23 protein-coding genes, 1 tRNA gene and 1 pseudogene are annotated in these 25,560 nt (G+C 47.4%); 5 read left to right on the forward strand and 20 right to left on the reverse strand.

Annotated elements, in window-relative coordinates:
- Positions 1–34 precede the first annotated feature (34 nt).
- The 4 genes from N7E60_RS08475 to N7E60_RS08490 form a co-directional block, all read right to left on the reverse strand.
- Entirely contained in the window at positions 35–778 is a 744-nt protein-coding gene (locus N7E60_RS08475) for a nitrilase-related carbon-nitrogen hydrolase (RefSeq protein ID WP_269597163.1), read from the reverse strand.
- A 1,449-nt stretch (positions 779–2,227) separates the two neighbouring features.
- Positions 2,228–3,007 (reverse strand): hypothetical protein, encoded by a 780-nt coding sequence (locus tag N7E60_RS08480; protein WP_269597164.1) that lies wholly within the window; start codon positions 3,005–3,007, stop codon positions 2,228–2,230.
- 661 nt (positions 3,008–3,668) lie between these two features.
- Positions 3,669–4,166 carry a hypothetical protein gene (locus tag N7E60_RS08485; RefSeq protein ID WP_269597165.1) on the reverse strand — a complete coding sequence of 166 codons (498 nt, stop codon included), beginning with the start codon at positions 4,164–4,166 and terminating at the stop codon, positions 3,669–3,671.
- A gap of 56 nt (positions 4,167–4,222) precedes the next feature.
- A complete protein-coding gene (locus N7E60_RS08490) occupies positions 4,223–4,735 on the reverse strand; it encodes a hypothetical protein (RefSeq protein ID WP_269597167.1) in 513 nt (170 codons plus the stop codon).
- Between the two features lie 93 nt (positions 4,736–4,828).
- Between N7E60_RS08490 and N7E60_RS08495 the strand changes: the two genes are divergently transcribed.
- A complete protein-coding gene (locus N7E60_RS08495; protein WP_269598600.1) occupies positions 4,829–4,972 on the forward strand; it encodes a hypothetical protein in 144 nt (47 codons plus the stop codon).
- Positions 4,973–5,050: 78 nt separating this feature from the next.
- On the opposite strand, the gene N7E60_RS08500 is transcribed toward N7E60_RS08495, so the two are convergent.
- On the reverse strand, positions 5,051–5,833 hold the full coding sequence (locus tag N7E60_RS08500) for an SAM-dependent methyltransferase (RefSeq protein WP_269597168.1): 783 nt from the start codon (positions 5,831–5,833) through the stop codon (positions 5,051–5,053).
- Between the two features lie 73 nt (positions 5,834–5,906).
- Between N7E60_RS08500 and N7E60_RS08505 the strand changes: the two are divergent.
- Positions 5,907–6,026, forward strand: a pseudogene (locus tag N7E60_RS08505) (IS110 family transposase); the annotation flags it as partial.
- Between the two features lie 456 nt (positions 6,027–6,482).
- On the opposite strand, the gene N7E60_RS08510 reads toward N7E60_RS08505, so the two are convergent.
- From N7E60_RS08510 to N7E60_RS08540, 7 genes are all read right to left on the reverse strand, one after another.
- Positions 6,483–7,130 carry an HAD family hydrolase gene (locus tag N7E60_RS08510; RefSeq protein ID WP_269597169.1) on the reverse strand — a complete coding sequence of 216 codons (648 nt, stop codon included), beginning with the start codon at positions 7,128–7,130 and terminating at the stop codon, positions 6,483–6,485.
- Between the two features lie 81 nt (positions 7,131–7,211).
- A complete protein-coding gene (locus N7E60_RS08515; protein WP_269597170.1) occupies positions 7,212–7,613 on the reverse strand; it encodes an HIT family protein in 402 nt (133 codons plus the stop codon).
- A 489-nt stretch (positions 7,614–8,102) separates the two neighbouring features.
- Positions 8,103–8,193: transfer RNA gene (locus N7E60_RS08520), tRNA-Ser, on the reverse strand.
- A gap of 130 nt (positions 8,194–8,323) precedes the next feature.
- On the reverse strand, positions 8,324–9,076 hold the full coding sequence (gene pstB, locus N7E60_RS08525; protein ID WP_232112143.1) for a phosphate ABC transporter ATP-binding protein PstB: 753 nt from the start codon (positions 9,074–9,076) through the stop codon (positions 8,324–8,326).
- 133 nt (positions 9,077–9,209) lie between these two features.
- Positions 9,210–10,514 carry a phosphate ABC transporter permease PstA gene (gene pstA / locus N7E60_RS08530; protein WP_269597171.1) on the reverse strand — a complete coding sequence of 435 codons (1,305 nt, stop codon included), beginning with the start codon at positions 10,512–10,514 and terminating at the stop codon, positions 9,210–9,212.
- Positions 10,507–11,889, reverse strand: a complete 1,383-nt coding sequence (pstC, locus tag N7E60_RS08535) for a phosphate ABC transporter permease subunit PstC (protein ID WP_069588287.1) — start codon at positions 11,887–11,889, stop codon at positions 10,507–10,509. The genes pstA and pstC overlap by 8 nt, the downstream gene beginning before the upstream one ends.
- A gap of 66 nt (positions 11,890–11,955) precedes the next feature.
- Positions 11,956–12,996, reverse strand: coding sequence for a substrate-binding domain-containing protein (locus N7E60_RS08540; RefSeq protein WP_069588285.1), 1,041 nt, complete (start codon positions 12,994–12,996; stop codon positions 11,956–11,958).
- 334 nt (positions 12,997–13,330) lie between these two features.
- Between N7E60_RS08540 and N7E60_RS08545 the strand changes: the two genes are divergently transcribed.
- Positions 13,331–13,804, forward strand: a complete 474-nt coding sequence (locus tag N7E60_RS08545) for a hypothetical protein (RefSeq protein WP_069588283.1) — start codon at positions 13,331–13,333, stop codon at positions 13,802–13,804.
- A gap of 65 nt (positions 13,805–13,869) precedes the next feature.
- Here the strand turns inward: N7E60_RS08545 and N7E60_RS08550 are convergent, their stop codons facing one another.
- Complete coding sequence (locus tag N7E60_RS08550; protein ID WP_269597173.1) at positions 13,870–14,367, reverse strand: methyl-accepting chemotaxis protein; 498 nt, start codon at positions 14,365–14,367, stop codon at positions 13,870–13,872.
- A 256-nt stretch (positions 14,368–14,623) separates the two neighbouring features.
- On the reverse strand, positions 14,624–15,085 hold the full coding sequence (locus N7E60_RS08555; protein ID WP_269597175.1) for a DUF3429 domain-containing protein: 462 nt from the start codon (positions 15,083–15,085) through the stop codon (positions 14,624–14,626).
- Positions 15,086–15,408: 323 nt separating this feature from the next.
- Here N7E60_RS08555 and N7E60_RS08560 point away from each other — a divergent pair, with 323 nt between their 5' ends.
- Positions 15,409–17,091, forward strand: a complete 1,683-nt coding sequence (locus tag N7E60_RS08560) for a BCCT family transporter (RefSeq protein WP_269597176.1) — start codon at positions 15,409–15,411, stop codon at positions 17,089–17,091.
- A 63-nt stretch (positions 17,092–17,154) separates the two neighbouring features.
- Here N7E60_RS08560 and glpC read toward each other — a convergent pair whose 3' ends face one another.
- The 6 genes from glpC to N7E60_RS08590 all read right to left on the reverse strand — a co-directional run bounded on the left by glpC (position 17,155) and on the right by N7E60_RS08590 (position 24,548).
- Positions 17,155–18,411: an anaerobic glycerol-3-phosphate dehydrogenase subunit GlpC gene (gene glpC, locus N7E60_RS08565; protein WP_269597177.1), complete on the reverse strand. Its 1,257-nt coding sequence runs from the start codon at positions 18,409–18,411 to the stop codon at positions 17,155–17,157.
- Positions 18,401–19,714 (reverse strand): glycerol-3-phosphate dehydrogenase subunit GlpB, encoded by a 1,314-nt coding sequence (glpB, locus tag N7E60_RS08570; RefSeq protein ID WP_269597178.1) that lies wholly within the window; start codon positions 19,712–19,714, stop codon positions 18,401–18,403. Before glpB ends, glpC begins: the two co-directional genes overlap by 11 nt.
- Positions 19,711–21,405, reverse strand: a complete 1,695-nt coding sequence (gene glpA / locus N7E60_RS08575; protein WP_077607420.1) for an anaerobic glycerol-3-phosphate dehydrogenase subunit A — start codon at positions 21,403–21,405, stop codon at positions 19,711–19,713. Before glpA ends, glpB begins: the two co-directional genes overlap by 4 nt.
- A 295-nt stretch (positions 21,406–21,700) precedes the next feature.
- Positions 21,701–22,384 (reverse strand): YoaK family protein, encoded by a 684-nt coding sequence (locus N7E60_RS08580; protein ID WP_167314565.1) that lies wholly within the window; start codon positions 22,382–22,384, stop codon positions 21,701–21,703.
- Positions 22,385–22,392: 8 nt separating this feature from the next.
- On the reverse strand, positions 22,393–23,160 hold the full coding sequence (locus tag N7E60_RS08585; protein ID WP_269597179.1) for a glucosaminidase domain-containing protein: 768 nt from the start codon (positions 23,158–23,160) through the stop codon (positions 22,393–22,395).
- Between the two features lie 101 nt (positions 23,161–23,261).
- Positions 23,262–24,548 carry an ATP-binding protein gene (locus N7E60_RS08590; RefSeq protein ID WP_269597180.1) on the reverse strand — a complete coding sequence of 429 codons (1,287 nt, stop codon included), beginning with the start codon at positions 24,546–24,548 and terminating at the stop codon, positions 23,262–23,264.
- Between the two features lie 292 nt (positions 24,549–24,840).
- On the opposite strand from N7E60_RS08590, the gene N7E60_RS08595 reads away from it, so the two are divergent.
- Entirely contained in the window at positions 24,841–25,533 is a 693-nt protein-coding gene (locus tag N7E60_RS08595) for an outer membrane protein (protein ID WP_077461239.1), read from the forward strand.
- Positions 25,534–25,560 lie beyond the last annotated feature (27 nt).

Below are 25,560 nucleotides of genomic sequence, written 5' to 3' on the forward strand. Positions count from 1 at the left end.
GTGTCGATGCATTTGTTATAACACTTACGTCCACTTATCGAATTACTAACTCGTGAGTGGTTGTATCGAATACGCCAATACAATTTTTATCGAAGGGCAATTGAGCAATAATATCACCATGACTTGAGATTATCTTACTACCGCCTAACCCTTTATCATTGGAGTTATTCAAAGAATTAGGCCAATTACATTGAATAACCATAGCAGAGAGTGATTGAGCTATCTTTTTTGAGCCCTCCTCATAATTTGTATTTTCAGTGTTTACGGAGAATTCAGATTGCCCAATATAGCTTGGCCATAGAATGTAAGATGGCGATTGAACTGATAATTGTTCAACAACCCAATTAAAGTCGCTTGCCTCACGACACAAATAAGAGCTGAACGTCCCAAGTGGATGTTCCAAAATACTACGCTTATCACCAGATTCAAAAAATGTACACTCACTTGGAGTTAGCCCTACTTTTCGCCAAACTATCTCTAAAGCTCCCATCTCATTAATAGCAGAATACACATTATAAACCTTATTATTTTCATTTAATGGGTAGCCGATGAAGACCAATGTATTTGACAGTTGGCATTGAATTGAAATTTCATTCAGTGCATTTTCGACCAAATTTTTCTGTGCCTGATTTTTAATATCTCGATGGAAACCAGTAATTGCCAGTTCAGGAAACACAAGAACATCCAAGTCATGATTCTTGTTAACGACATTACAAATCGTTTTTGTGTTCCCCTCAACAGTCCAATCCATAGGCATTTGGGCTATACCTACTTTCAACGAATACCTCACTAACTATAAAAAATTAACCGGTGTTATAACGCCGCTATCTAGCGAGCCCCCTCATAAATATCTTTTGAAACAATGAGGTAGACACGCATCGCTCCCTCTGATCGAATGAATTTCGCCAAAAACACACTCGATACAGACAGATTCAATAGCGATGCTAACGATGCGTGATGACCAAACCCTACTACAAACACTGTCAAAACAGTGCCCCAAAATTCACAAAAAACGGCTTATTTCTCTTACTCTTGCCACTAAAACATTACTCGACGGCGCTGATTTACCCCAAACCAGCCTAGGCGTGCGCTTGAGACGCAAACCTCAGTTAAACATGCGATTAAACATATAGACTGCCTGTTAGGCAATACACTGTTGTATCAAGAGAAAACCCTCATGCATCGCTGGTATTCCGCCAGCGCGTTTCGAACGCCTCTTGAAAAGTTTGTTGGCTTAAATAATGTGGCACCAAACTAGGCCACTCCAAAACAGAATATTCAAAGTCCAGATTATTACACTCTGAACTGGAAACATATGAAAAACTAACTGAGGACATGCCTTAAGCTCACTCGCCGAGAACAACATTTGCGGTTGAAGATCCCAACTTGTAGCTAAACACAGACCTCTTTTATACCTAGGGTGATTCACCAAGTACTCAGCGTAGGATGAGTACATTGTCCATATCCCTAAAAAACCAAGTAATTCAACTAGTGCTATCACTTCTATACTAAATGGTAACAGTGAAGGTCCTCCAATGAGGAAAATAGCTGCAAATATCCATTTTCTATTTCTCATTACATATCCTTGTTAATGATTTTAGGAACAACTAATTAGGGTGGGCATAACGCCACCACAAAATCTAAGCCGTCATGCCGTAAAAATTAAATTAATTCAGGAAAAATTGCGTGAATAGAAAATACTCTAAAACTATTTATTAAAGCACTTTTTATTAAAAAACATTGATCTTGATTAAATTTATCCTAGGCAAGAAAACTAAACAGATTTAATTATACCACTTGCATAAAATTTATTAAAAGGCCCCTTAAATATTTCTATTCCTGCTTCAAATAAATGACTAAAAATTTTATATAAAGACCAGCAGACATCAAGCAAAAATCTCCAGAACTTACTCTTGCTTTATTTCTCGGTTCCTGCCCCCCAAAATTTTGAAAGTTTGTTCTTTGATTACCAAACTTCACACCTTTACGTCCCTTGGAAAATATGGCTTCGTTTAACCGAGAAATATCTAATGGCTCTACCACATGATTGGCAGGCAGCAGTGAGACCGCAGTATGAGACCTTCTATATGTGTTTGCCGTCAGCAATGACTCAATGGCGGAAATGACAGAACGAAGTAGACGACTTTGTTGTTCGAGAGCATTGGCTGCTACGCAGCCAAAAAATGCTATTGCCTATTGACTGGAGAAGGGCTCATATGTGTTAGGCTCAGATTTCTTCATAGTAATTATTGTTAAGTTTTATATCATACTCAGGTATATCATCACCTATATGCGAAACAGTTATCTGTAGAACATAGTTGCACACGCCTCTCTTTTCGTTGAACCCTTTCACCGAATCAACGACCTCTTTTCTAAAATCAAGATCAAGGCCTTGTATATATCGCAATCCAATCTGGTGGGACAACGGTATACCAAACTTATACAAAGTGAGATCTTTCGCTCCATCTGATAATACTGTACCTGCTTGTACCACAAGTGCATTAGTTACAGCCTTTATAGCAAGTCCCTGGGAAACGTTTTTTTCTTCGAGTATTCCTAACGGAATTGCTGAATTAGCAATAAAGCCAGTTATATCTTCATAATCATATAGTAAAACATTTGTATATGGTGAAAGCTTGTTAATTCTTCTAAGCTGCGGAATACTAAAAGAATCAAAGGTCAGTTTTCTAGGATAGCGTTTCTTTGCCTCTAGGAAGCCAACACCTTCAATATGGCTACCATCCCTATAAACAATCTTAACTAAAACACCAATATCACCGTGTTTATATTCTATCTTACCTTTGTATTTGTAAGCTGACCAAAAAACCCCTTCAGGTTCGTAGCGCCCATAAAATACATGGTAATTTGTAAATGCTTCCCTTATTTTCTTTAACAGAATCAGCGAAATTGTATCCTCTTCCCACTCTGACGGGAAAAAGCTCAGAATTGATCTACTAATAGTTTCTTCAAGTTTTGATATAAATTTTACGTCAGTAGTATTTGTCATATTGTCTTCCCTGCATAACGCCTTGCTCTAGCGAATCCTCTCATAAATATCAGTTGAAACAATGAGGTAGACACGCATCGCTCCCTCTGATCTAATGAATTTCGCCAAAAACACACTCGATACAGACAGATTCAATAGCGATGCTAACGATGCGTGATGACCAAATCCTACTACAAACACTGTCAAAACAGTGCCCCGACATTCACAAAAAACGGCTTATTTCTCTTACTCTTGCTACTAAAACCTTGCTCGACGGCGCTGATTTAACCCTCACCAAGCTTGGGCGCACTTGAGACACAAACCTCAGTTAAACATGGGATTAAACGTATCGACCCCCTATTAGGCAATACGCTGTTACATCAAGAGAAAAATCTCATTTATCGCTGGCATGCGCATCTGATTACGCGCGCCAATCCTTAACTCGTTATCACACTCCTGAGTGGGAACGGGAAGTAATGTCTAATGGCCCTGTCATATGATTGGCAGGCAGCGGTGAGACCGCAGTAAGAGACCTTCTATATGTGTTTGCCGTAAGCAATGACTTAATGGCGGAAATGACAGAACGAAGTAGACGACTTTGTTGTTCGAGCGCATTGGCTGCTGCGCAGCCAAAAAAATGCTATTGCCTATTGACCAGAGAAGGGCTCATATGTGTTATATTTTAGCGCTCGATACCTTTTAGTAATCGAATTTCAGCGATAACATTGTCTTTTGAACTACGATAAGCACTTGCTAGCTCTGCAGGTATAGATTGATTAATTTCCGAACTCATCACGCTCCGCCCAACCATAATTACTTCAAGTATCTTTTGATCTAATGTATCCGGAAATTTGATCTTATTTTCATGATAAAAACGCTTTAGTTGATCTAAGTTGTCTTGAAGCTCATTCCAAAGTCGTCGGTCAAGAAAACTCTTATTAATAGTTCCTTCAACATGCAAGATGTGTGTATAGAGATCATCTAAAACTTCATGCTCTATATGTGTCGGTGCCGGTAACTGATCAGAATGTCCATCCTTAGTAGGGTACATGGAAAGAATCAAGGCACCAACACCACTAATAAACACAATTGCTGGTTCATAACCCCCTTCTTTCCACCACCAAACTGCACTCAATACGGTTGTAGCTGATGTCAGAATTACCGCTAATTGTTTCTTCATAGTCCCTCAAAAAATATAACGCCTAAAGCAGCGGCAGCTTTAGCTGTCCGCTGCCTTTACTTGTTAGGCTTTTCATCTGCGGAGTTAAAAAAGAATTTTTCACCATAGAATGACTCATACTCCACCTCTAATTCTGCTCGATTAATTGTATGCTCTACATAATCACTGGAGGGAGGTTTTTCACCATAAAATTGGATGGCTACAACCCTGCACTTATCTTTGGCGCCCATAGCATATTTTTCACCAAGATAGACGTAGTGGGCATAAAATTTCTCATTTGGAAAGAGAATTTTAACTGCTTTATCAATCGGATCTGTACCTTCACCAGAAATTTTCTTTCCATCAACCTTAATCGTGAAACTTTTAATTAGTGCAGGCCCAAGACCATTATTTAAAAGGTCTACTGCGTAAATCCCTTTTGTGTGTTCATTATGGGCCCAGGAGGTTAAATGTGGACGAAAAGAAATTCTATTGTGCTTGCGAGCCTGAACCCCTTGCCAAATTGAAAACACAAGCGCACATAAAGCGATAATTGAACTTGCTACACCAGTGATTATTTCCCAGTTCAACCTGAACTCTCCTGAAGCCTAACGAATGACATGGATTCCCCCTCTTGAAGATCTGCCACACTTTAGGTGCGGCCTTTAATATCGGAGGTAACCATGTCTACTCAATTCTTTTGTGGCGTTGATCTCGCCAAGCACCACTTTTCTCTTCACGCGGTGGACGCACACGGAAAAGTCACTACCATACATATCTTTCACACGTTAATTTATCAAACATTAAAAGCGATGTATCCCGACTAGCCACCGCCGGACAGCAGAAAAAGTCGCCTAAACTTAGCGATTGAAGATATACTCGCTTATTATGTACATGACCAAGTGTTATCTACCAATTTTTTTGTAAGCGACTATATGGGAAAGAAATAGTAATGAATACCTTTCGTTAAATCTTATCTTGTATTCATGTTCACCTTCAGATAACTTTTCCCAATCCTCTCCAAAGTAGTCGTTTATATCATTGACAACTTCACTTTCTTCTTTTAAATGCTTTTTGTTCCACTGATATGTACATGATAAAGCTAACACGCCATTAAAGACAGTTGCATCCTTTAATGCGTTTACTAAAGTTTTAGGTGATTCACATTGATCCAGTACGTTGAGGCAAACTGTCAAATCAAACTCTTTCTTAACCACACCACGTTCGAAAGGTGCTTCTATTAAATTAAATTCTACATGATCACACGCTTTTGCTATGGTTGAAGTATCGAAGTCCAAACACCCCAACTCTTTCAAGCTCTTGATATAAGGAAATTCACATTTCGTACCGTCAATTAGTATTTGTTTGAGATTTGATAGTAAGCGGTGAGACGGCTCAACAACAGTTACAGAACTAATGCTTGGTACGTTAGTAACTAACTCGTAGCTATTTCTTCCCAAAGCTGGCCCTACCTCTAATACGTTTATAGGATTAATACTTTCATCTTCGAGGGAATCAATAATAAACTTAGCTACACTTTGTGTGTGGTTTGAGGAGATAAACGATTCAGGTACGTACTTAGATTTACTCTCTAATTTTTCAGACACTCCACTTAAGCGAAGTTTATCAAGCCATTGAACTTCATAGTATGACGCTAATCCTTTTGGGTCTATGTAAAAATCGTCCACTTATAATTCCTTCTATGAAGCTTCATTGTTTTCCGGTGCGCATAAAGCCGCACACTAGCGAATCCCCTCGTTTGAGACACACATGAGTAAAGCTACAGCACTCTATGCACTCGCCCACAAGCTCGGGCACTGCGTTTACTTCATGTTGAGGAACAAAACCGTGTTTGACGAACACAAGTTCTTACCCGAGTAAGTCGCACAATGGGGTGAGCTGAACGTCTAACTGGTGCTGAGAAGGAGCACGCTGCTGACTGAGTTCATTGGGCATTAAGCCCCAATGGTCTGCTATGCCAAGGGTTGTCCCAGCCCCTTTGCTTTGATTAGCCGCCTCATTGTTGCGCACCCAAGCGAACAACAAAGTTGCTTACACCCAAACCGAGCCTGAAGATAACTGGAAAACAAACGTTTAGCCTTCTTTTTAAATAGCGCCAGCTTGGGTTAACCGAATAATGTCTAATGGCCCTGTCACATGATTGGCAGGCAGCGGTGAGACCGCAGTAAGAGACCTTCTATATGTGTTTGCCGTAAGCAATGACTTAATGGCGGAAATGACAGAACGAAGTAGACGACTTTGTTGTTCAAGAGCATTGGCTACTGCGCAGCCAAATAAAATGCTATTGCCTATTGACTGGAGAAGGGCTCATATGTGTTATACGAACATTTCTTCATACGTGCTAATTGCTTTTATTGCATCACTTAGGTCATTTTTACCATTAAAGTCATGCTTAACTGCGATGACATCACAACCACTAGATTTACCTGCGCGAATACCCGCTGTGGAATCTTCAAACACGATGGTTTGTTCTGGTGATACGTTCAACTTAGTAAGTGCGAGAGTATAGGCTTCAGGGTCTGGTTTGTGCTTAGTTACGTGCTCTTGAGTTATAACAAGGTCAAAAGCATTCTCTAGTTGCAGAGAAGATAAAATATTTTCAACCATCCAAGTTGCTGCTGAACTCACAACTCCGCATTTTTTACCCGCATTCTTCAATTGATCTATGTACACCTTAGCGCCGACATTGAGCTCTAGTTCGTTATTTAGCATCTTTTCATAGTGAGACCGAAAATACCCATTAAACTCTGTTAAATCAGGCAAAATATTGGCATGAGCAAAGAAGTGTCCCGTCACAACCTGCCAACTTTCACCCATAACATCTTTATAGATATTGTTGTCAACTTGAACACCATAATCTAAGCAAGCCCTTGCTAACGCTCTGCCCTTTAAAGGCTCTGAATTTACTAATGTTCCGTCCATATCGAACAGGTAAACTTCGTATTCTTTCAATTCACGTTCCACCCTAAATTTTGCGAGTTCGTATAACGCCCGCAATCACGCGCTTGTCGCGTGAATTGCTTTGTTAGCATACTTCTTCAATGCTCATAGTTCTTTAAGTGATTCTCTCAGTTTATCCATAGTTTGAATTCCAAGTTCACTACTAACCCAACCGTACTGGTCGCCATGGAATCTAGGGAAAATATGCAAATGGTAGTGGTCGAGCTCATTGAAATGAGGGGCCTCTCCATTGTTTTGCATAAAGCCTATACCATCGGGATTGAACTTAGCTTCTATACGTTTATATAAATCTCTTGCAACGTCGGTGATCTCTAAAAACACAGACTCAGGCAGGTCAATAAAAGTACGGTATTGAGTCTTAGGACAAATTAAAATGTGTCCAAAGTTGATTGGGTCGTGGTCCGCAAAAGCTATAACTTGGTCAGATTCGTAAACGATGATCGAGTCAATTTCACGATTAACAATTTGTTCGACTATCGTAGTCATCTGAATACCTATCAAAGTATGCTAACATTTTATTAGTGCGCGTGCTCGATTTGTCAAAATCGTTATACGCCCTGTTTTATCCATAAACTACTGATACAAATACATTTTTTTATCTACCTCATCAAGCTCTCTTCGGTGATAGTGTGCATGCCGCCTATTCCGGTTGAGGTATTCACATTATCCCCGCGCTTGTACTTTTAACCGATTGATTATTCGTGTTTTTTATTTTTTCGGCTAGGGAAAGTGTGAATCGGTCATGAGAAAGCGTGCATCCATGTGGGCGCTTTTGTTGCGTTCCACGCTACCGCCCTTCGGTTGGCGGCGTCCAAAAGGCCATGTAAGAGGCAGAAATATAAAGGGTTAGAATACCAGAGTGCAGAATAGCTGTTTAGACACAAGCGCCTAAAATGTTGGTGAGGTCAGGATTTGGAAGTTTGCGGGGGCACAGATGCAAAAAAGCCGCTGACTTATCAGCGGCTTTTCGGTATGTGGCGGAGAGATAGGGATTTGAACCCTAGAAGGGCTATTAACCCTTGCCGGTTTTCAAGACCGGTGCTTTCAACCACTCAGCCATCTCTCCGGAACGGGGCGTATACTAGAGGCTGCTAAGAACGATGTAAAGTCTATTTTTACTTTTTCGCACTTAAGTGCTGAAATTATCAGCAAAAGCCTATTTTCAGCGCTTTTCTCTCTTTTACCCCGCCGTTTATTTAGCCAAATCGGCCATTAATGTAATCATGAGTCAGCTTGTGTTCTGGGTCGTTGAACACTTTTTCGGTACTGTTCACCTCAACCAAGCTCCCTAAGTGGAAATAGGCCGTGCGGTCAGACACACGCGAGGCTTGTTGCATGGAGTGCGTGACGATCACTATGCTGAAGTTTTTCTTCAGATCAGCAATCAGCTCTTCAATAATACCGGTAGCAATTGGGTCAAGGGCTGAGCATGGTTCATCCATCAAAATCACTTCTGGCGCGACAGCAATGGTGCGAGCAATGCATAGCCGCTGCTGCTGACCACCAGATAAGCCTGTGGCAGGCTGGTCGAGGCGATCTTTCACTTCGTTCCATAGCCCGGCTCGGGTCAGCGATTGCTCCACTAACTCATCGAGATCGGCTTTGCTGTCGATCAATCCATGAATTCTCGGGCCATAGGCCACGTTGTCATACACCGATTTCGGGAACGGGTTAGGACGCTGGAATACCATGCCCACTTGCGAGCGCAGTTCCACAATTTCTGTCTCTTTGTGGTGAATATCTTCACCGTCGAGAATGATGTCGCCGGTCACCACACAGCCGGGAATGGTGTCATTCATTCGATTTAAACAGCGCAAAAAAGTGGATTTGCCGCAGCCTGATGGACCGATCATCGCGAGAACTTCTTTCTCGCCAATATCAAGGCTCACGTCTGCAATCGCCGGTTTCGCGCCATGCTCATAGTTCACAAAGACATTGCGCGCCGTCATTCGCGGATTATCAACAAAGGGCACACCACAGGTTTCTTTGGGGGCTGCGGTATTTTGGGGCGTCGTGTTCACTGTTTGCTCTGTAAGAGTTCCGTTAGTCATGGTTGTTGTCGTCATGGTTTTCTCTCCCGACTTACCAGCGTCGCTCGAGACGCTTACGCATAATCACGGCGCAGGCATTCATAAAAGCAAGGAATGCCAGCAGCACCATGATTGCGCCAGAGGTGTTTTCGACAAAGCCCTTTTCAGGATTCTCTGCCCATAAATAGATTTGTACAGGTAGCGCGGTCGCCGCATCGAGTGGCCCAGATGGAATGTCGACAATAAACGCCACCATACCGATCATAAGAAGCGGTGCGGTTTCACCCAGCGCTTGTGCCATTCCGATGATGGTGCCGGTGAGCATGCCTGGCATCGCTAATGGCAGCACATGGTGAATCACCATTTGCATCTTAGAGGCCCCTACCCCTAACGCGGCATCACGGACCGAGGGTGGCACCGCTTTAATAGAGGCACGGCTGGAAATAATGATGGTTGGTAGCGTCATAAGGGTAAGCACCAAGCCGCCCACAACCGGCGCAGAACGCGGTAAGTCAGCAAAGTTGAGGAATACCGCCAGCCCCAGCAAACCAAACACAATCGAAGGCACGGCCGCGAGGTTATTGATATTAATTTCAATGATCTCGGTAATGCGGTTGCGTGGCGCAAACTCTTCCAAGTAAATCGCCGCGGCTACCCCAATCGGAAAGCTCAGCACTAAGGTGACCAATAAGGTGTAGAAGGATCCAACCGTCGCCCCCCAAATTCCAGCGAGTTCGGCATCGCGGCTATCACCATTGGTGAAAAAGCGGGTGTTAAACACGGTACGGATCCGATCATCGCTTTGCAGTTGGTTAAACCAACCAATGTGCTTGTCTTTAAACTGACGATAAGACTCCGGTAAGTTGCCGTCGATATTGCCTTTGTTGAACTGGTTGACGTTGTCTCCAGCAAGCGCCCAAATATCGATTTGCTGTCCAACAAGGCTAGGATCGGCGGCTACGCGGTCGCGCAAATCGTACTCCGCCCCCGTGGAAAGGAAGCGGAATAGCTCGCGCTTATCTGTACGTGACGTCACGTCTGGCAAGGTAGCAAAAATGGCATCGGCCAGTACCGAGCGATAGCTCAGGTATTGCAATGTTTCGTCATTGAGCGGTTCGCCCTCAATGCCAAGCTTTTCGGCGCTTAAATCGACCGTGAGGCGAATTTCTGTGGTGTAGAAGGCGGTATAGCCTTGCGAGATGATTGACCCAAGCAATACCACCAAAAACGTAAACGCCAACAAAATCGACCCAATGCCATACCAACGAAAGCGTCCTTCGCGTCCGCGTCGTTTGGCAAGGCCTGCTTTTACTCGCGCGCGCTTGTTTTGCGCGATCTGTGCAATTTTATCAGTCATATTGTTCTCGATATTTCTTCACAATACGGAGCGCAACAAAGTTCAGCGCTAACGTCACAACAAAGAGCGTCAAACCCAATGCAAATGCGGCCAGAGTTTTCGGGCTATCAAACTCTTGGTCGCCCACAAGAAGAGTCACGATCTGCACGGTAACCGTGGTGACCGAATCAAGTGGGTTCGCGGTGAGGTTAGCCGAAAGGCCAGCGGCCATGACCACAATCATGGTTTCGCCAATGGCACGGGATACGGCAAGCAAGAGCCCCCCGACAATGCCCGGTAACGCGGCTGGAATAACCACTTGGCGGATGGTTTCAGATGGCGTCGCCCCCAGCCCGAGTGAGCCATCGCGCAATGACTGCGGCACGGCGGTGATCACATCGTCGGATAATGAAGACACAAATGGGATGATCATCACCCCCATGACAAACCCTGCCGCCAGCGCGCTTTCCGAGGATGCACTCTCAAACCCGATCGCTTGCGCAACGTCACGGATCACCGGTGCCGCGACTAATGCAGCGAAAAAGCCATACACCACGGTCGGAATACCAGCGAGAATTTCAAGAATCGGTTTCACGATACTGCGCACGCGCGGTGAGGCGTATTCAGCGAGATAGATGGCACTCATCAGCCCCACTGGTGCGGCAATACACATGGCGATAATCGAGATCATCAAGGTGCCAGTGAACAGCGGAATCGCGCCAAAAGAGCCGCTTGCCCCTTGCTGATCTGCGCGCAAAGCAATTTGCGGTGACCACTCCGTCCCGAAGATAAAGTCGGTAATCGAGATCATCTGGAAAAAGCGCAGGGCTTCAAACAGCACTGAGAGCACAATGCCTAGCGTGGTCAGAATGGCTAACGTCGAACACAGCAGCAAAAACGCCTGCATCACGTTCTCGACACGGTTGCGGGCCCTTAGCCGCGGCCGCAGCGAGCGCCATCCAAAGGCAAATCCGGCCAACGCCAATGTTGTCATGGCGGTAAAACGCAAGGTGTTCCCTAACGCATGGAGGGATTGATAGTGTTCAGCCGCTGCTAACAAGACAGCATCGTCAGTTTGGGTGATGCCACTGGCAATGTTCCCGATTTGGCTGTAGACCAAATCATGGCTATTGATGCGCACAAGGTAGCTATCTGGGATCTGTGCCATCACCAAACTGTGGATCAAGTTCGGCTCCACGGCTTGCCATAGCAGCAGTAGAATCAACGCCGGAATGGCGGCGAGAATCGCAACATAGGAGCCATAGTAGTTGGGGCGAGAGTGAAGCTTGCTCAATCCACCAGCCATATCGGCCAGTTTGATTGAACGTGTTCGAGCAAGAAAGAAGCCTGAAATTGCAATCAGCGCAATTACGGTCATCAACATGGATGTGGTCATTGTTCCTCCTGAACACGAATAAAGGTGACACAGCGCGTGTGCCACCTTTTCGCGTTCACACTGCAATTACAAATTCGGGTTTAGGTTCACCGCTGCAGTGCGTACGTTGTTCCATTCTTGGCTTGCCAATGGGATCAGACCACGGTCGGTCAAATAGCCCATTTCGCCGATAGCATCTTCTGCCGTAAAGGCATTCACATACTCTTTCAAGCCTGGAATGACATCTTCATGCGCTTTCTTCACATAGAAGTAGAGTGAGCGTGATACGGGATACTCGCCACTACCAATCGCATCAAACGTCGGCTCAACACCGGCAATTTTTGCGCCTTGAACTTTATCGGCATTCTGCTCGAGGAAGCTGTAACCAAAGATACCGAACGCATCTGGATTCGCTTCAAGCTTTTGCACGATCAAGTTGTCGTTTTCGCCCGCTTCAATAAAGGCACCATCTTCACGCATACCGTGACAAATGGCTTTGAATTTATCTTCATCACTGTCTTCTAGCGCGGCGATTTCAGGATATTGAGAACAGCCTGCTTCCATAGCGAGTTCAACAAACGCATCACGTGTACCTGACGTTGGTGGTGGACCTAGCACTTCGATCTTGGTTTTCGGCAGCGATGGGTTCACGTCTTTCCACGTTTTGTGTGGGTTGTCGATGAAGTTGCCTTTGCCGTCTGGCACGGTTTTAGCCAGTGCGGTGTAAAGATCTTTCAGTGATACGTCATATTGTGGCGATGCTTTTGAGTTCGCAAAGGCGATGCCGTCATAACCAATTTTAATTTCGACGATGTCGTCTACGCCATTGGCTTTACAACGCTCAATCTCAGAGCTTTTGATTTTGCGTGATGCATTCGTGATATCTGGTGTATTTTCACCCACACCTGCACAGAACAGCTTCAAGCCACCGCCTGAACCAGTTGATTCGATTTTGGGTACTGAGTATTGCGACGTGCGACCGAAGCGCTCAGCAACCACAGTAGCAAAAGGGTAAACGGTAGAAGAGCCAACGATGCTAATGTAGTCACGGTTTGCGGCCGTTGCGCTACCCGCGGCCAATACGGCCATTGATACTGTAGTAGCAGCAAAGAGAGCTTTGAGTTTCACATCAACCTCCAAGTCGATTGTTTAAGTTAGTGCTGTGCAAATTGTCCAACCTGCACATGACGAAGAACTCGGTTAGCTGTGAAACACCTTAAGCAGGGTTCGTGACACTTCCTTGATGAGACGATGAAGCTTTAATGACAGGCCGATCCTTTGGTAAGCAACGCAAAAATTGGCGCTCACACGCTCGCGTTGCGCGGCGGTATCGCTAGGATATAGCCAAGCTTTTTCGTGCTGCAACGCCGGTTAGAAACGGGTATAAGCACTATTTAAGTCGTGTGGCATGGGGCTGCACAGCATCCTGGCGTAAAACAGGGAACAGCCGTAAGGATTCATCATGGCGGAGCCAAACGATAGCCTCGCGCGCTCAATTAAGTCGCATCGGGCGAGAATAAAAAACACCCAATCCCAACCCAGTAAACCGTCGGTTCTGTTTTTGTGTGATGGGCTTCAGGGCGCCTCGCTAATGGCAAGCGCTATTATGCAGAACAAAGCCGGAGCGTTTTTTGAGATCGTGTGCTGTCACACCAGTCCTGACATGGCAACCGAGCCGGCCGCACGGGCGTTGATTCAATTTCAAATCTCAACCGCGGACATTGTGCCGGTGCCTTTGGCCGGCTTATCGTTAAACTATGTTGACTATTTAGTCGCCCTTTCGCCTGCCGCAGTGCAATCGGGCCTTGCACTGCCCAGCTATGGCAAATTTGTACCCTGGGATGTTTCCGAGCAGACCAACGCCAGCACAACCGCGGTGCTGCGAACCATCAATCACAACGTGAATTACTTTCTGTCTCTTTATTTATTTCGCTAATTCAGCTCATCCCACAAAAAATGCGCCGGTTAGGCGCATTTTGCATATATGGCTACTGTGAGATGTTAGAGTCGAAACGCTTGGGCTTGCTCGCGAATGCTGGCGTTTTCTTTCTCCAGTCGCTCATAGGCGTCCCGCGTTTTCTCTGCAGTCTCTGCGAGCGACTCCGCGGCACGGTGAATCGCCGACACATTTTGGTTCAGATCGCCCGCCGCCGTGGTTTGCTCTTCGGTCGCGGTAGCAATCGCTCCGGTCATTTCGGACACTTGCTGTGTCGCTGCATTAATCGTTTCAATTGCTTCTGCCGCGCGTTTCGCATCATCCAAGCTTTTTTGGGTAAGCGTTTGGCTATCCGTCATCACTTGATAGGCCTGACGCGCTTTGGTTTGCAATCCTTCAATGATTTGATTGATCTCATCCGTGGATGACTGGGTTTTAGTGGCTAATCCACGAACCTCGTCAGCGACCACCGCAAAGCCACGGCCGGCCTCCCCCGCTCGCGCCGCTTCAATCGCAGCATTCAGTGCCAACAGGTTGGTTTGCTCTGCAATTGTACTGATCACTTCAGACACTTTGCCGATACTCTCACTGTCTGCGCTCAAAGCTTCAATGACTTGCGACGCCTAATGTGAGAAAGATTACTCGTAGGTATTGAATGATTGTCATTTTGCCCCCGCTACACCTATTGGCATTGATAAAAGACTAATTATTCTTTTATCAGTAAGCTAACGGGTACGACCAATCACTGTGATAGGTTCAATCTAAGTCCATTTTTCATTGTCACAAAAACTCTTGACTGTAGTAAGCCAAAAGCAGACGTTATGCCACCAGTAACAGTAAACCATGACAGCCCACAACACCCGCAGTCAAACGGCCGCGCATCACTTGGTAAGCGGCGGGCTGCTCTTCCTCACGTTCGCTCTTTCGGATCCATTTTTCAGCCAACCACACCGCCAAGTAACCCGCAGTGAGAATGCCAGTGGCGATCACGTATTGCGTTGCCCCTTGAATGAGCGCACCCCATGCCAGTAGAGCGAATAAGTTACTCAGCAATAATGCATTGCGACTGAGTTTATGGGAAAAATGGTCGATACCATTGCCCCACAGCACGCCAGATAAGAAACTTAAAATCACCGCACTGTAGCTTAAAAATAGCTGCTCACCACTGAGTCCAAATAAGGTTAAATCGGCCCACGTGATAAGCACGCCGCCAAGAAACGGAACTAAACCCAGATAGCCAAGTTGCAGCATGGTATCGCGCGCAGAAGGTTGAGGTTTCATGAAGCTACTCCCATCAAAAAAACGGTCACGTTGAGGTCTGTTTTCAGTATACGAATCCCAGTCTGACTTGGTCGTCTTATCGACATTTTTTGCTGATTTTCTCGGCGTTTTACAACTTTTAGCTGTGATTTATCCCTCAGTTTTTTGCAAATATAGCGAATATTGAGTACATTGCTGCCCGAATTCGTTTTCACAGGCTGCCAATTTTTGCCGACAGCAGCCATGCGGCGAGCCGATAGTTCGTCAATTTTTCCGCTTGTTTAAGGAGCACCATTAGCGCTTACCGCTACCCTAATTTTTCGCGTTTGAAAGAGGAGTTATTCATGTCAACGCAACGTACACGAAGTACACCCGGCGCCGAATCAATGCGCCCGACTTATCACCCATTTGAAAACCGCGTAACCCAAAGCGGCCTTTTCAAAGGCGTTCACAAAAATATGATGATCGCCGCTACCCTTCTGGTTTTCGCCTTCGTTCTGTTTACAGGCTTTAACACCGATCTTGCTGCCACGATTTTTGCGACTGCTCGAGGCTGGGTCGAGTCCACCTTTGGTTGGTACTACATGATGGTGCTGGTGCTGCTTCTCACTACTAGTTTGATCATTGCCGTCACGCGCTTAGGCAGCATCCGTCTGGGAGATGACGACGATCGCCCCGAGTTCAGCACGTTTTCTTGGTTAGCCATGCTTTTTTCCGCCGGTGTTGGAATTGGCGTACTGTTTTTTGGGGTAGCCGAACCCACGTTCTACTTTGATACAAGTGGTGCGTTCGGCTACCCCAACAACCCGTATGCCGATATGGCTGGGGCAACCACCATGGGCTTTGATCGTGCCGCCGATGCGTTGCGAGTCACCTATTTCCATTGGGGCTTTCATGGCTGGGCGGTGTATGTAATTGTCGGGCTTGCGTTGGCCTATTTTTCGTTTCGTAAGAAACTGCCTCTGGCCCTACGTTCGACCGTCTATCCACTCATTGGTGAGCGTATTTATGGCCCGATGGGGCATGCCATCGATATTCTTGGCGTACTGGGTTGTGTATTTGGGGTTGCGACCTCACTGGGGTTAGGCGTCAGCCAAATTGCCGTGGGGCTGGATCGTTTATTTGGGATTGATCCCGGTGTGGTCACTCAGGTGATACTCATTGCGCTGATCTCTGTGGCTTCCATTATGTCTGCGCTATCTGGCGTGGGTAAAGGGATTCGGATTATCTCTGAGTGGAACATTATTGTTTCTGCCCTTGTGATCGCCTACTTCCTGTTTGGTGGCCCGACAGCTTGGCTGATTCAGATTTTTGGCGTCTCGCTGGGTGACTACTTGGTGAACTTTATGCCAATGGGGCTGTGGTTCCCTGATGAGCAAGGACCCTCGGCATGGCAAAATGCGTGGACCATTTTCTACTGGGGATGGTGGATTGCGTGGGCGCCCTTTATTGGCCTGTTTATTGCGCGTATTTCACGCGGTCGTACCCTACGCGAATTTATCTTTGGTGTGCTGTGCGCGCCGACACTGATGATTTTTGCTTGGCTCGCTATCTTTGGTGGTAATGCCCTACATCAAGAGCTTGTCGCTGACACTGGGATTGGTAGCGCAGGGATCATTGATTTGGTGAATAGCTGGGACTTACCCGCTGCACTCTTTGCCAGTGCCGATGGGATCACCGGCGGTGGCATCACGGGATGGATCCTCAATGCCATGATGATTTTCTTGCTGTTTAGCTGGTTTATCACCTCGTCCGACTCTAGCACGCTGGTGCTTACCACGATCCTTTCAATGGGCAATGAGCACCCACCGAAGCGTTTCCGTATTTTTTGGGGGTCGATGATCGGGGCGGTTGCCGCCGTGCTGTTGGTCGCAGGCGGATTGAAGGCACTGCAAACGGCCAATATGGTCACCGCATTGCCTATCAGTATCCTTCTGATCCTCATGACAATCAGTGTGCTGAAATCCTTGCTTGAAGAGTCGATGGGCAAATCGACTACATCGAACACATCGCAAGCTAAGCAGTAAATGACACTGGGCACGCAACAAAAACGCCACCGCATTGGGTGGCGTTTTTCTTTGCGACGAATATTACGACGCTACTGGCTCTCCAACCGCCATCGCTAGCACACTCACCGGATGCAAAGCTTCCAGCGATGTGTTTTCTTCAATTTGCCATTTACAGGTTTCACAGTCGGTGATCGCAAAGTCCGCCTGCGCGGCTTCAATCTGAGCAAACAAGCCACTACCGATGGCAATCGAGGTTTGATAGTTCTCGGTTTTAAACCCATAGGTACCTGCCAAGCCACAACACTCGCTATCGAGCACAATCACCTCTAAGCCTGGGATCATACGCAACAGCTCAATGGTAAACATCGCATTACCACTGCGCTCCAAGTGACAAGGGGTATGGTAAACCACTCGCTTATTAATCGGCTTGAGCTTGGGCATCTCGCCATTCATGGCCGCTTTGAGTAAAAAGCGGGTCACAAAGCTGATTTGCCCTGCCACGTGGGCGTTATCCACTCCCAGTACGTGGGGGTACTCTTCTTTTAACGTCAGCGCACACGATGAGGAGGTGGCTATTACAGGGCGATGCTCGGCAACTGCATCAGCAATCATCGCGGTATTGGCGGTCGCGTTGCGGCGCGCTTTATCGTAAAAGCCATTGGCAATTAGAGGCACGCCACAGCATTTATGTTTCTCGAGCAATTGCACGCCATACCCCATCGCATTCATCACTTTCACTAAGTCTTTACCAAGCTGCGGGTTGTTAAAATTCACATAGCAGCCATGAAAGTAACTGACTTGTTTGGGATAATCCGCTTGTGTCGCTGCTTGGCTTTTCATCCAACGCCGAAAGGTGCCAAACGAATACTTGGGTAGGGATTTATGTTTATCCACCCCAATCGTGGCATGCATCACCGCTTTCACCGGTTTCAGATCCGTCATCACGTTCACCAACGGTGCCACTGGATTAGCGAGCGTGCCAAACAAATCGGTATGGCTCAGCACGTAATCACGCATCAACTTAGGATTGATGTTTTTCTTGCCGTGTTTGCCGCGTGCCACCGCAATGATGTCGCCAATTTTTACCCCTGAAGGACAGGCGGTCTCACAGCGTTTGCAGTTGGTACATAGCTTGAGCAGGTCATCATAATACTCAGGGTTTTTGATCCGCAGGCGCTCACCATCTGGGCCGCACTCTTTGGGGCCAGGATACGCTGGGTTCGCTTTTGATACCGGGCAATACACAGTACAGACCGTGCATTTAATGCATTGGTCAAAACTGGTGGGTTGCGGCGCATGGTCGCTATAATCACGCTGTTTCAGCCATTCAGTTAGCATGGGACGCCTCCTTAGCATTCGCTATCACACCGAGCGCACGTTGCGCGGCGGCGTAGCCGGTTGCAATCGCGACGCCACCGCCACAGCCCTCATAGACGGGGTCGTAACCACTAAGTACCGCACCACACACAAACAGGTTTTGGCAACGTTTGCCGCGTGCGGTGGGCCGCAGTTGGTTGTCGGTGTTAATGCCAAACGCCATAAAGGGGTGGCTTTGCTGACTGAAAAAGTCGTCGTTGCGCCACTCGCTCCGATCAGGGCTTTGCACCATATCTAACCCCAACGTCGGTTCGCTCACCTGGGTGCGGTCGGCATTGAGACCGCGGCTAAAGTAGCTGCCCGTGGCCAGGATCACTGCGTCTGCAGTTAAGGGAATATCTTCGAGCTGACGCGTATGCAAGGCGGTAAGGCGACCGTTGTCGTCAAACTCGCCACCGGTCACTTGATCGCCACGCAGCAATACCCCACCCGCGCTAGCAAAGGCCCGCTGTAACGCACGCTCAATACGGATCCCCAGCAGCGAGGGCGGCATGGTTGGCACTTCGTGAAAACAGCGATCGGTGCGCTGTTTCAGCGCATCCATACCTCGCTCACCCGCCACATCGGCAATGATGGCGGGTAAAATCACTAGCTCATCTGGGCCGGATTGCGCAATTAACTGCTCGCACAGGCTGTCAAAGGCCTCAGGTTCCGCCAATAAACGGGAGAGATCCACCGAGCGTAGCTCGTTGCGGTTACGGCGTAATCGTTCAGCACCCGGAATCGACAAAGTAATAGTGCGACTTGGGCAGGATGCAAAATCACGCTGGGCGGTAATGGTATCTTTCGCTAAGGTCGGCTGTGCATCGCGATAGCCTTCAATGGCGACAAAACACAAACCAGAGAAACGTCGCGGGCCGCGATGCTGATACACATGCCCTTGCGATAGCCACGTCGGGCGCACGGTGCCTAGAGGCGTAATACGGCCGTGGTTGGCATTATCTTCTTGATGATACAGACACACCTTTTGCGCACTCAGTTGGTGTTGGAACCAAGCGAGTGACTGGGTGATCTCATCTACACTGACTTTGGCATACGGATGCTCAGGGTGCTGGCGCACCAGTTTCGGAATCGCTTCAAAAGGCTGACTGACCGGCTCGCCATTGGGGAAATGGCCCAATACATCAATCGAGCCTGACGAAAAATGCAGCGCACTTTGTCCGGCGCTAATCATCACGGTTTTCTTTCCCGCTTCCAGTGACCGCAATGCGGCAGTAAACCCGGCAATGCCGCCACCAATCACTGCGATATCGTAGTGGATCATTGTGATACCTCCTGATCAGCCGCTGATGTCGATGTAGCACGCTTTATCTCAGCGCTACTATGTGGTGTCTTCGGCGGCGTTGGCACCTCACCGGCGCCAAATAATCCTTGATAAATCCAATAGCTAAATTCGGCTTCGCGTAGCGCATCCCCCCAAAAAATGGGTTTCACGCCTTTCCAGCGCTCTTCGAGAAAGTCCACCAGCAGCCCTGCACTGGCTTGGCCATCTATCCCAGCCAGTTCACTAAATAAGCTAGCGGCACGATAGCTGCACAGCTCGCCCTGACAAGGCCCCATACCCAAACGAGTGCGCCGACGCAGATCGGTAAGATTTTTCACATCCAGCGATTGAATGGCATAGTTCACCTCGCCCTTGGTCACCATTTCGCATTCGCAAATTACCGCTTGGCTATCGTCACTTTCATCTAAAAAATGGCTAACGCGCTCACCATGACGGTAATAGGCGGATTGATAGACAGGTTTCACCAAGCTGGCGCTGGCTTTACGGATCCCTTTAGAAGGCTCAGAGCCCGGTAGCGGACGAGTCGCAGTTTGGCAACGGTTGCGGTTACCCAGTTTTTCAGCTACCAAGTCTGTGGCTTGCTCGGCCATCAAACGATAGGTCATGAGCTTACCACCAGTGATAGTGATCAAGCCTTCCAGCCCATCGCGTGCTTGGTGGTCGAGTAACACAATGCCACGACTGATATTACGTCCACTGCCATCGTCATCTACCGAAACCAACGGCCGCACACCCGCGTAGGCGCGCAACACGCGCGTATTGGCCATGATGGGGGCGAGTTTAGCCCCTTCGCGCATCAGCACATCCACTTCTTGTGGCGTCACCGCGAGTTTATCAATCTGATCGTACTCGATGTGCTCAGAGGTGGTGCCGATTAAGGAAATGGTGTCACCAGGCACCAAGATGTCAGCGTCTGCCGGTTTCCGACAGCGGTTGATCACTCGGTTGTTAATCCGATAGTCGAGGATCAGCAATGAGCCCTTGGCGGGGAACATTTTGATATTCAGATCGGCATACTCGCAGATTGTCTGCCCCCAAATACCTGCCGCATTGATCACTTGCTTGGCCATAATGGCAAAACGCTCGCCGGTGAGGGTATGCAAACACTGGACGCCTTGCACCGTCGCCCCTTGACGAATTAATCCCATCACTCGGGTATGGTTAAACACCTTGGCGCCGTGCTCTTTGCCGTCCAACACATTCGCGGCACACAAGCGAAACGGATCGATAATGCCATCTGGCACCTGTACCGCGCCAATCATCGCTGGATTCGCGTTGGGTTCGAACGCTAACGCTTCACGTGGTGTCAGTTTTCGGGTCGGAATACCGGCTTTATCGCAACTGGCAATAAAGGTGTCTTGGTACGCTAAATCATCTTCCGGCAAGGTGATAAAAAGTCCGCTGGTGTCTTCCACGCAGTGGCGAGCAACGGATTTAAGGATGGTGTTTTCTTGAATGCATTCACGGGCCGATTCGGTATCTGTGACCGCGTAACGAGCCCCAGAATGCAGCAAGCCATGGTTGCGCCCCGATGTCCCAGCCGCGATATCGTCACGTTCGAGCAAAATGCATGAGATACCACGCAGTGCGCAATCTCGCATGATGCCGGTGCCGGTTGCACCCCCACCGATGATGACCACATCCGTTTCAATATACTGGCTATTTGGCATGGGGCCTCCTTGTTACTGTATCGTAACGGGAGTGTGGCATTTTCCGTGTCACAAAGACGGTAAGATCATCACATAATGCGCGAATTCGAAACGCAAACTCACACTTGTTTGATTTAAGACAAACTTTTAGCCGCCAAAAGACGCGCGAATGGTGACACGGGAAACCGCCGCCACAAGGAGTTGGCTCGACAATCACCGTGAAGCGTGGGTGAAAAGATCCGAATCGATGCGATGCGATGCACAACAAATACCTTAAAAAATGCGCGAAAACGCGCATTGTTAATAGGTTGTATAATTACTTGCTGCTAGTGCGGGTCACTAAACGCTGGCGTGTCATATACCCGCGATAACACAGAGCCACCACAAAACATAACCCTGCGGGAAACAGCAGGGCAGCAAAATGGAAGTGCGCAAAGAGCGCTGCGCCCACTACCCCGCCGACGATAAAGCCAGACGCGATCAGTAAAAAGAGCATCAGTTTGCGCTTATCCACTGGATTGCCGCGCAGCTTCCCCCCTAGCATCAATCCTAAATCGGTAAAGATGCCAGTTAAGTGGGTTGATCGCACGATCGCGCCGCTGTAGGTGGTCGCCATCGCATTCTGCAAGCCGCATGCTGCCGAGGCTGCCAATTGACCAATGGCAAACCCGCGAGACAGAAAATAAAACGCCACCATAATCAGCCCAGCTTCAACAAACAGTGCCGAGTCATAATGGCGGCCCAATTTAAGCGTGCTGCCATGCAATAAGCATCCGGAAATCGCGGCACCGAGGAAAAAAGCCAACAATAAGCCACCCAATTGGATAACTTGTGTCCATTGGCCTGCAAACAACCCCGAGCCAAACTGCGTCGCGGTGCCTGATACGTGGGAGACGGCTTGATGTTCAAAGCCCAACAAACCGATCGCATTGATGGTACCGGCGATCAGCGCTAACACAAACGCCCCGGCTTCAACCCACCGAGGCAAACGGGTAATCATTGGCTTTCCTAGTCGTTATTGGATGAGGAGGATGGCTGGTCGAGCATGTCCAGTTGGTTGTGGCGGATCATCGCTTGTAACTCGTCCACATAGGCTTGGCCTCGCTCTGAATAGCGTACCAACCCATTGGCAAGTGCTGCACCTGACAACGGTTTATTCTGCTCACGCAGGTTGGCGCGGATTTCGCGTAGCCCTTGATACGCGGCATGGGTATTCAAGTTGTTGACGTAGCTTTGTACCGAGGCTTGTGGCCCTTCAAACGCAGCCACTTCATGGGTTTTGCCTTCCGTTCGCTGCTTAGGCACCAGACCACAGCCTTTGCTGAAACACCACTGCCCAAAGTAGTTATTGCCTTCACGTGCAAACCGTGAGGTGCCCCACGCACTCTCATTGGCTGCCTGCGCTAACACCAGCGACGGCGGAATGATATCCACTCGTTGGATCAGCGCCATCCAATTCGCTTCCTGGCTAACATCAAAGTCTGCTAACTCGTACTGATTCGCCAACGCTTGGACGCGTTTTGTTTCTCGGCTACTTAACACATTTTTACGCGCATGCCATGCCAACAATGCGGTACGATCGGCCCGTATTTGGCTATTAATCGTATTGACAACGGGCGTGAAGTAATCAAAAAACGCCTGCTTGCGCTCTGCCCCCGCGGCAAACGATTGGAAATCGGGCACAAGGGGAGCTTTGGGCTGCTGACGCGAGATCAAAATGGTGATAGCCACAGCAACAATAGCCATGCCAATCAAGACAAAGTTACGATGTTTCATGATGCCCCTGATGTTGTCGATGTGAGCGGTATTATACGCGAAATACCCGTTGGCGACGAATATCGCCCGCTCAACTTTATACTGGCAGTGCCACATCCATGTTAACAGGGAAAAATCACCCGAAAGCACGCCCCACCTAAATCACTATGGTCAACCTCAACATGGCCGCCGTGACGAGTGACAATTTGTTTAACGATCGCAAGCCCTAAACCATAGCCGGAACGCTTTTTATCGCGGGAACGATCCGCACTGTAAAAGGCATCAAAAATAAACGGCCAGTGTGACGATTCGACCCCCTCACCATCATCGTGTACCGCGATCACCAGCTGAGTGTCCTCACAATAAACACGCACGGCTATTTGACTGGTCGCATACTTCTCCGCATTACCGATTAAGTTTGTGATCACTCGCTTGAGCAGGTGAGGGTCGGCCTTAACACTGGGCAAATCTTGTGGTGCATCCAAACTTACGGACTTAGTGCTCAGCGCTTGCCAACGCGGCCATTGTGCATTCATCCACACAGACGTATCGAGCGTTTGCAGCGAAAATAGCGTGTTAGGATGATCAACACGGGCCAGATACAGAAGCTCATCGACCAGTGACGTCATTTCATCAGTATCTTCAATAATACTCGCCACTTTTTTTTGCTGCTTGCTATCTAACTGGCTTTCTCCCAACAATTCAGCTTGCCATTGAATTCGAAATAACGGCGATCGCAATTCATGCGCCACCGCATTGGTTAATGCTCGGCTACTCGTAACTAAATGACCAATGCGATCGGCCATATGATTAAAGGTGCGATTCAGTGACCCAACACGCTGGTGGCTCCGCGTGGACGCACGCGCGGTAAGATTACCGTCTGCAAACTGATGTGCTGTTTTCTCGAGCGCACGGACACGACGACTTAAAAACCACACCATAAAGAAGCTATAGATGGCAAACCCGCCGAATAAAAACACAACCAGCAAGTCTTCATTAAACGCAACGGATTGATGTAGCTCAGAATCTGGCGCATTTTGCATACTGTAAAACGTTTGATGATCCGATAGCTTGAGCCATAGCGTGTCTTCATCATCGTAAAAGACATCAGCGTCACGGCTTTGCTGGTTAAAATAGGTTGCAACAGTTGCCGGGACGGTGTGCGTGTTGTACACATCCAGCTCTAATTCGACCTTGTCAACGTAGCCTCGGAGTACCTGCAAGGCAGCCTCTGTACCAGACGTCGCTTCAATGGCATCGAGCATATCTACAATGCCATCCGCTCTTCTTTGTTCGAGTATGGCGTCATAATCACCGAGCACGCCCTCTTCAAAGACAAAAAAAGAGGTCATGGTGATAAAAAAAACAACCACTAACCCCACATAGAATTCAATATATATTCTGCGCATGCCCGTACCTTAAAACGCGAATGATGAGTATGAATAGACAGCCCTTGCTGCTTGTCCAGATAGTGCTCATGCAGATAATGCTTATGCAGAACCAGACGATATCATGATACTAAATCATCTGCGCATCGACTTCTGTCGGTGGTTTGTCACGATCCTGAACCTTATTTTTCAGCGCATTACCTTGATGGCGACATCCATTGACCACTTGTCGACATAGACAGACAAAAAAGTGACATTCATCGCCCTTTATATTGAGTACCCTGCAGCCCTATACCAATCAGGGGTGTAAATCATGAAAACACATTCAATGCTCGTTATTTTAGCATTAACGTCATCAGCCTCTGCGATGAGTGTCAATGCAAAAGAAAATAAAGAAAATCGTTACTTTATTGGTTTTAAACACGGCAACACTATTTTTACAGACGCCAAATCACCGAAAATAAGGCATTGGGACATAGCAGAAGGATGGAGCAGTCATCCTGACTCGCCGTCAGGTGCAGACTTTGATGAAGTGTCAACAACATCGATCAACATCGGGAAAAACGTTTATCAGCATGGCAGCCATAGTATCGACATGTATGGTTTTTATGATTTGGGAGGCTCTACGTTTACGTCCTTGAAAGACCGTTCAGAAACCAAACGTCATATAGATACCTTCGGTCTAGGCGGAAAATATAAGTATTCGATCAGTGCTACTCTTTATAGCTTTGCTGGATTGGAAGTAGGTCATTATAAAGACACGCTCAAGCATAAGGCGATAACCGAATGCAGTAATAGCAGCTATTGCTACGAAACCGAAAAAAGTCAAACCTCCAAATCTGGACTAATGACTGCCGCATTTATTGGTGCAGGTGTTAACTTAAACGAAGATGTAGACGTTGAGTTAGGGTTAAGACACCAACGCCTCAATAAAAACAAATACGATGACGAGTTTGATTTCAAAAAGTCAAACCAAATCTATCTCGGCCTTAACTATCACTTTTAATCTTCCACTAGGCAGTCATACCATGGC

Source organism: Salinivibrio proteolyticus (genome assembly GCF_027286365.1).
Taxonomy (GTDB): domain Bacteria; phylum Pseudomonadota; class Gammaproteobacteria; order Enterobacterales; family Vibrionaceae; genus Salinivibrio; species Salinivibrio proteolyticus.

What these genes read in the sequence shown, in the direction of transcription:
- N7E60_RS08515 (WP_269597170.1), bottom strand. Translation starts at nt 7,613, where the DNA reads ATGACTACGATAGTCGAACAAATTGTTAATCGTGAAATTGACTCGATC.
- pstA (WP_269597171.1), bottom strand. Translation starts at nt 10,514, where the DNA reads ATGACTGATAAAATTGCACAGATCGCGCAAAACAAGCGCGCGCGAGTA.
- N7E60_RS08485 (WP_269597165.1), bottom strand. Translation starts at nt 4,166, where the DNA reads ATGAAGAAACAATTAGCGGTAATTCTGACATCAGCTACAACCGTATTG.
- glpB (WP_269597178.1), bottom strand. Translation starts at nt 19,714, where the DNA reads ATGATCCACTACGATATCGCAGTGATTGGTGGCGGCATTGCCGGGTTT.
- pstC (WP_069588287.1), bottom strand. Translation starts at nt 11,889, where the DNA reads ATGACCACATCCATGTTGATGACCGTAATTGCGCTGATTGCAATTTCA.
- N7E60_RS08555 (WP_269597175.1), bottom strand. Translation starts at nt 15,085, where the DNA reads ATGAAACCTCAACCTTCTGCGCGCGATACCATGCTGCAACTTGGCTAT.
- glpC (WP_269597177.1), bottom strand. Translation starts at nt 18,411, where the DNA reads ATGCTAACTGAATGGCTGAAACAGCGTGATTATAGCGACCATGCGCCG.
- pstB (WP_232112143.1), bottom strand. Translation starts at nt 9,076, where the DNA reads ATGACGGCGCGCAATGTCTTTGTGAACTATGAGCATGGCGCGAAACCG.
- N7E60_RS08585 (WP_269597179.1), bottom strand. Translation starts at nt 23,160, where the DNA reads ATGAAACATCGTAACTTTGTCTTGATTGGCATGGCTATTGTTGCTGTG.
- N7E60_RS08545 (WP_069588283.1), top strand. Translation starts at nt 13,331, where the DNA reads ATGGCGGAGCCAAACGATAGCCTCGCGCGCTCAATTAAGTCGCATCGG.
- N7E60_RS08560 (WP_269597176.1), top strand. Translation starts at nt 15,409, where the DNA reads ATGTCAACGCAACGTACACGAAGTACACCCGGCGCCGAATCAATGCGC.
- N7E60_RS08590 (WP_269597180.1), bottom strand. Translation starts at nt 24,548, where the DNA reads ATGCGCAGAATATATATTGAATTCTATGTGGGGTTAGTGGTTGTTTTT.
- glpA (WP_077607420.1), bottom strand. Translation starts at nt 21,405, where the DNA reads ATGCCAAATAGCCAGTATATTGAAACGGATGTGGTCATCATCGGTGGG.
- N7E60_RS08495 (WP_269598600.1), top strand. Translation starts at nt 4,829, where the DNA reads ATGTCTACTCAATTCTTTTGTGGCGTTGATCTCGCCAAGCACCACTTT.
- N7E60_RS08480 (WP_269597164.1), bottom strand. Translation starts at nt 3,007, where the DNA reads ATGACAAATACTACTGACGTAAAATTTATATCAAAACTTGAAGAAACT.
- N7E60_RS08595 (WP_077461239.1), top strand. Translation starts at nt 24,841, where the DNA reads ATGAAAACACATTCAATGCTCGTTATTTTAGCATTAACGTCATCAGCC.
- N7E60_RS08580 (WP_167314565.1), bottom strand. Translation starts at nt 22,384, where the DNA reads ATGATTACCCGTTTGCCTCGGTGGGTTGAAGCCGGGGCGTTTGTGTTA.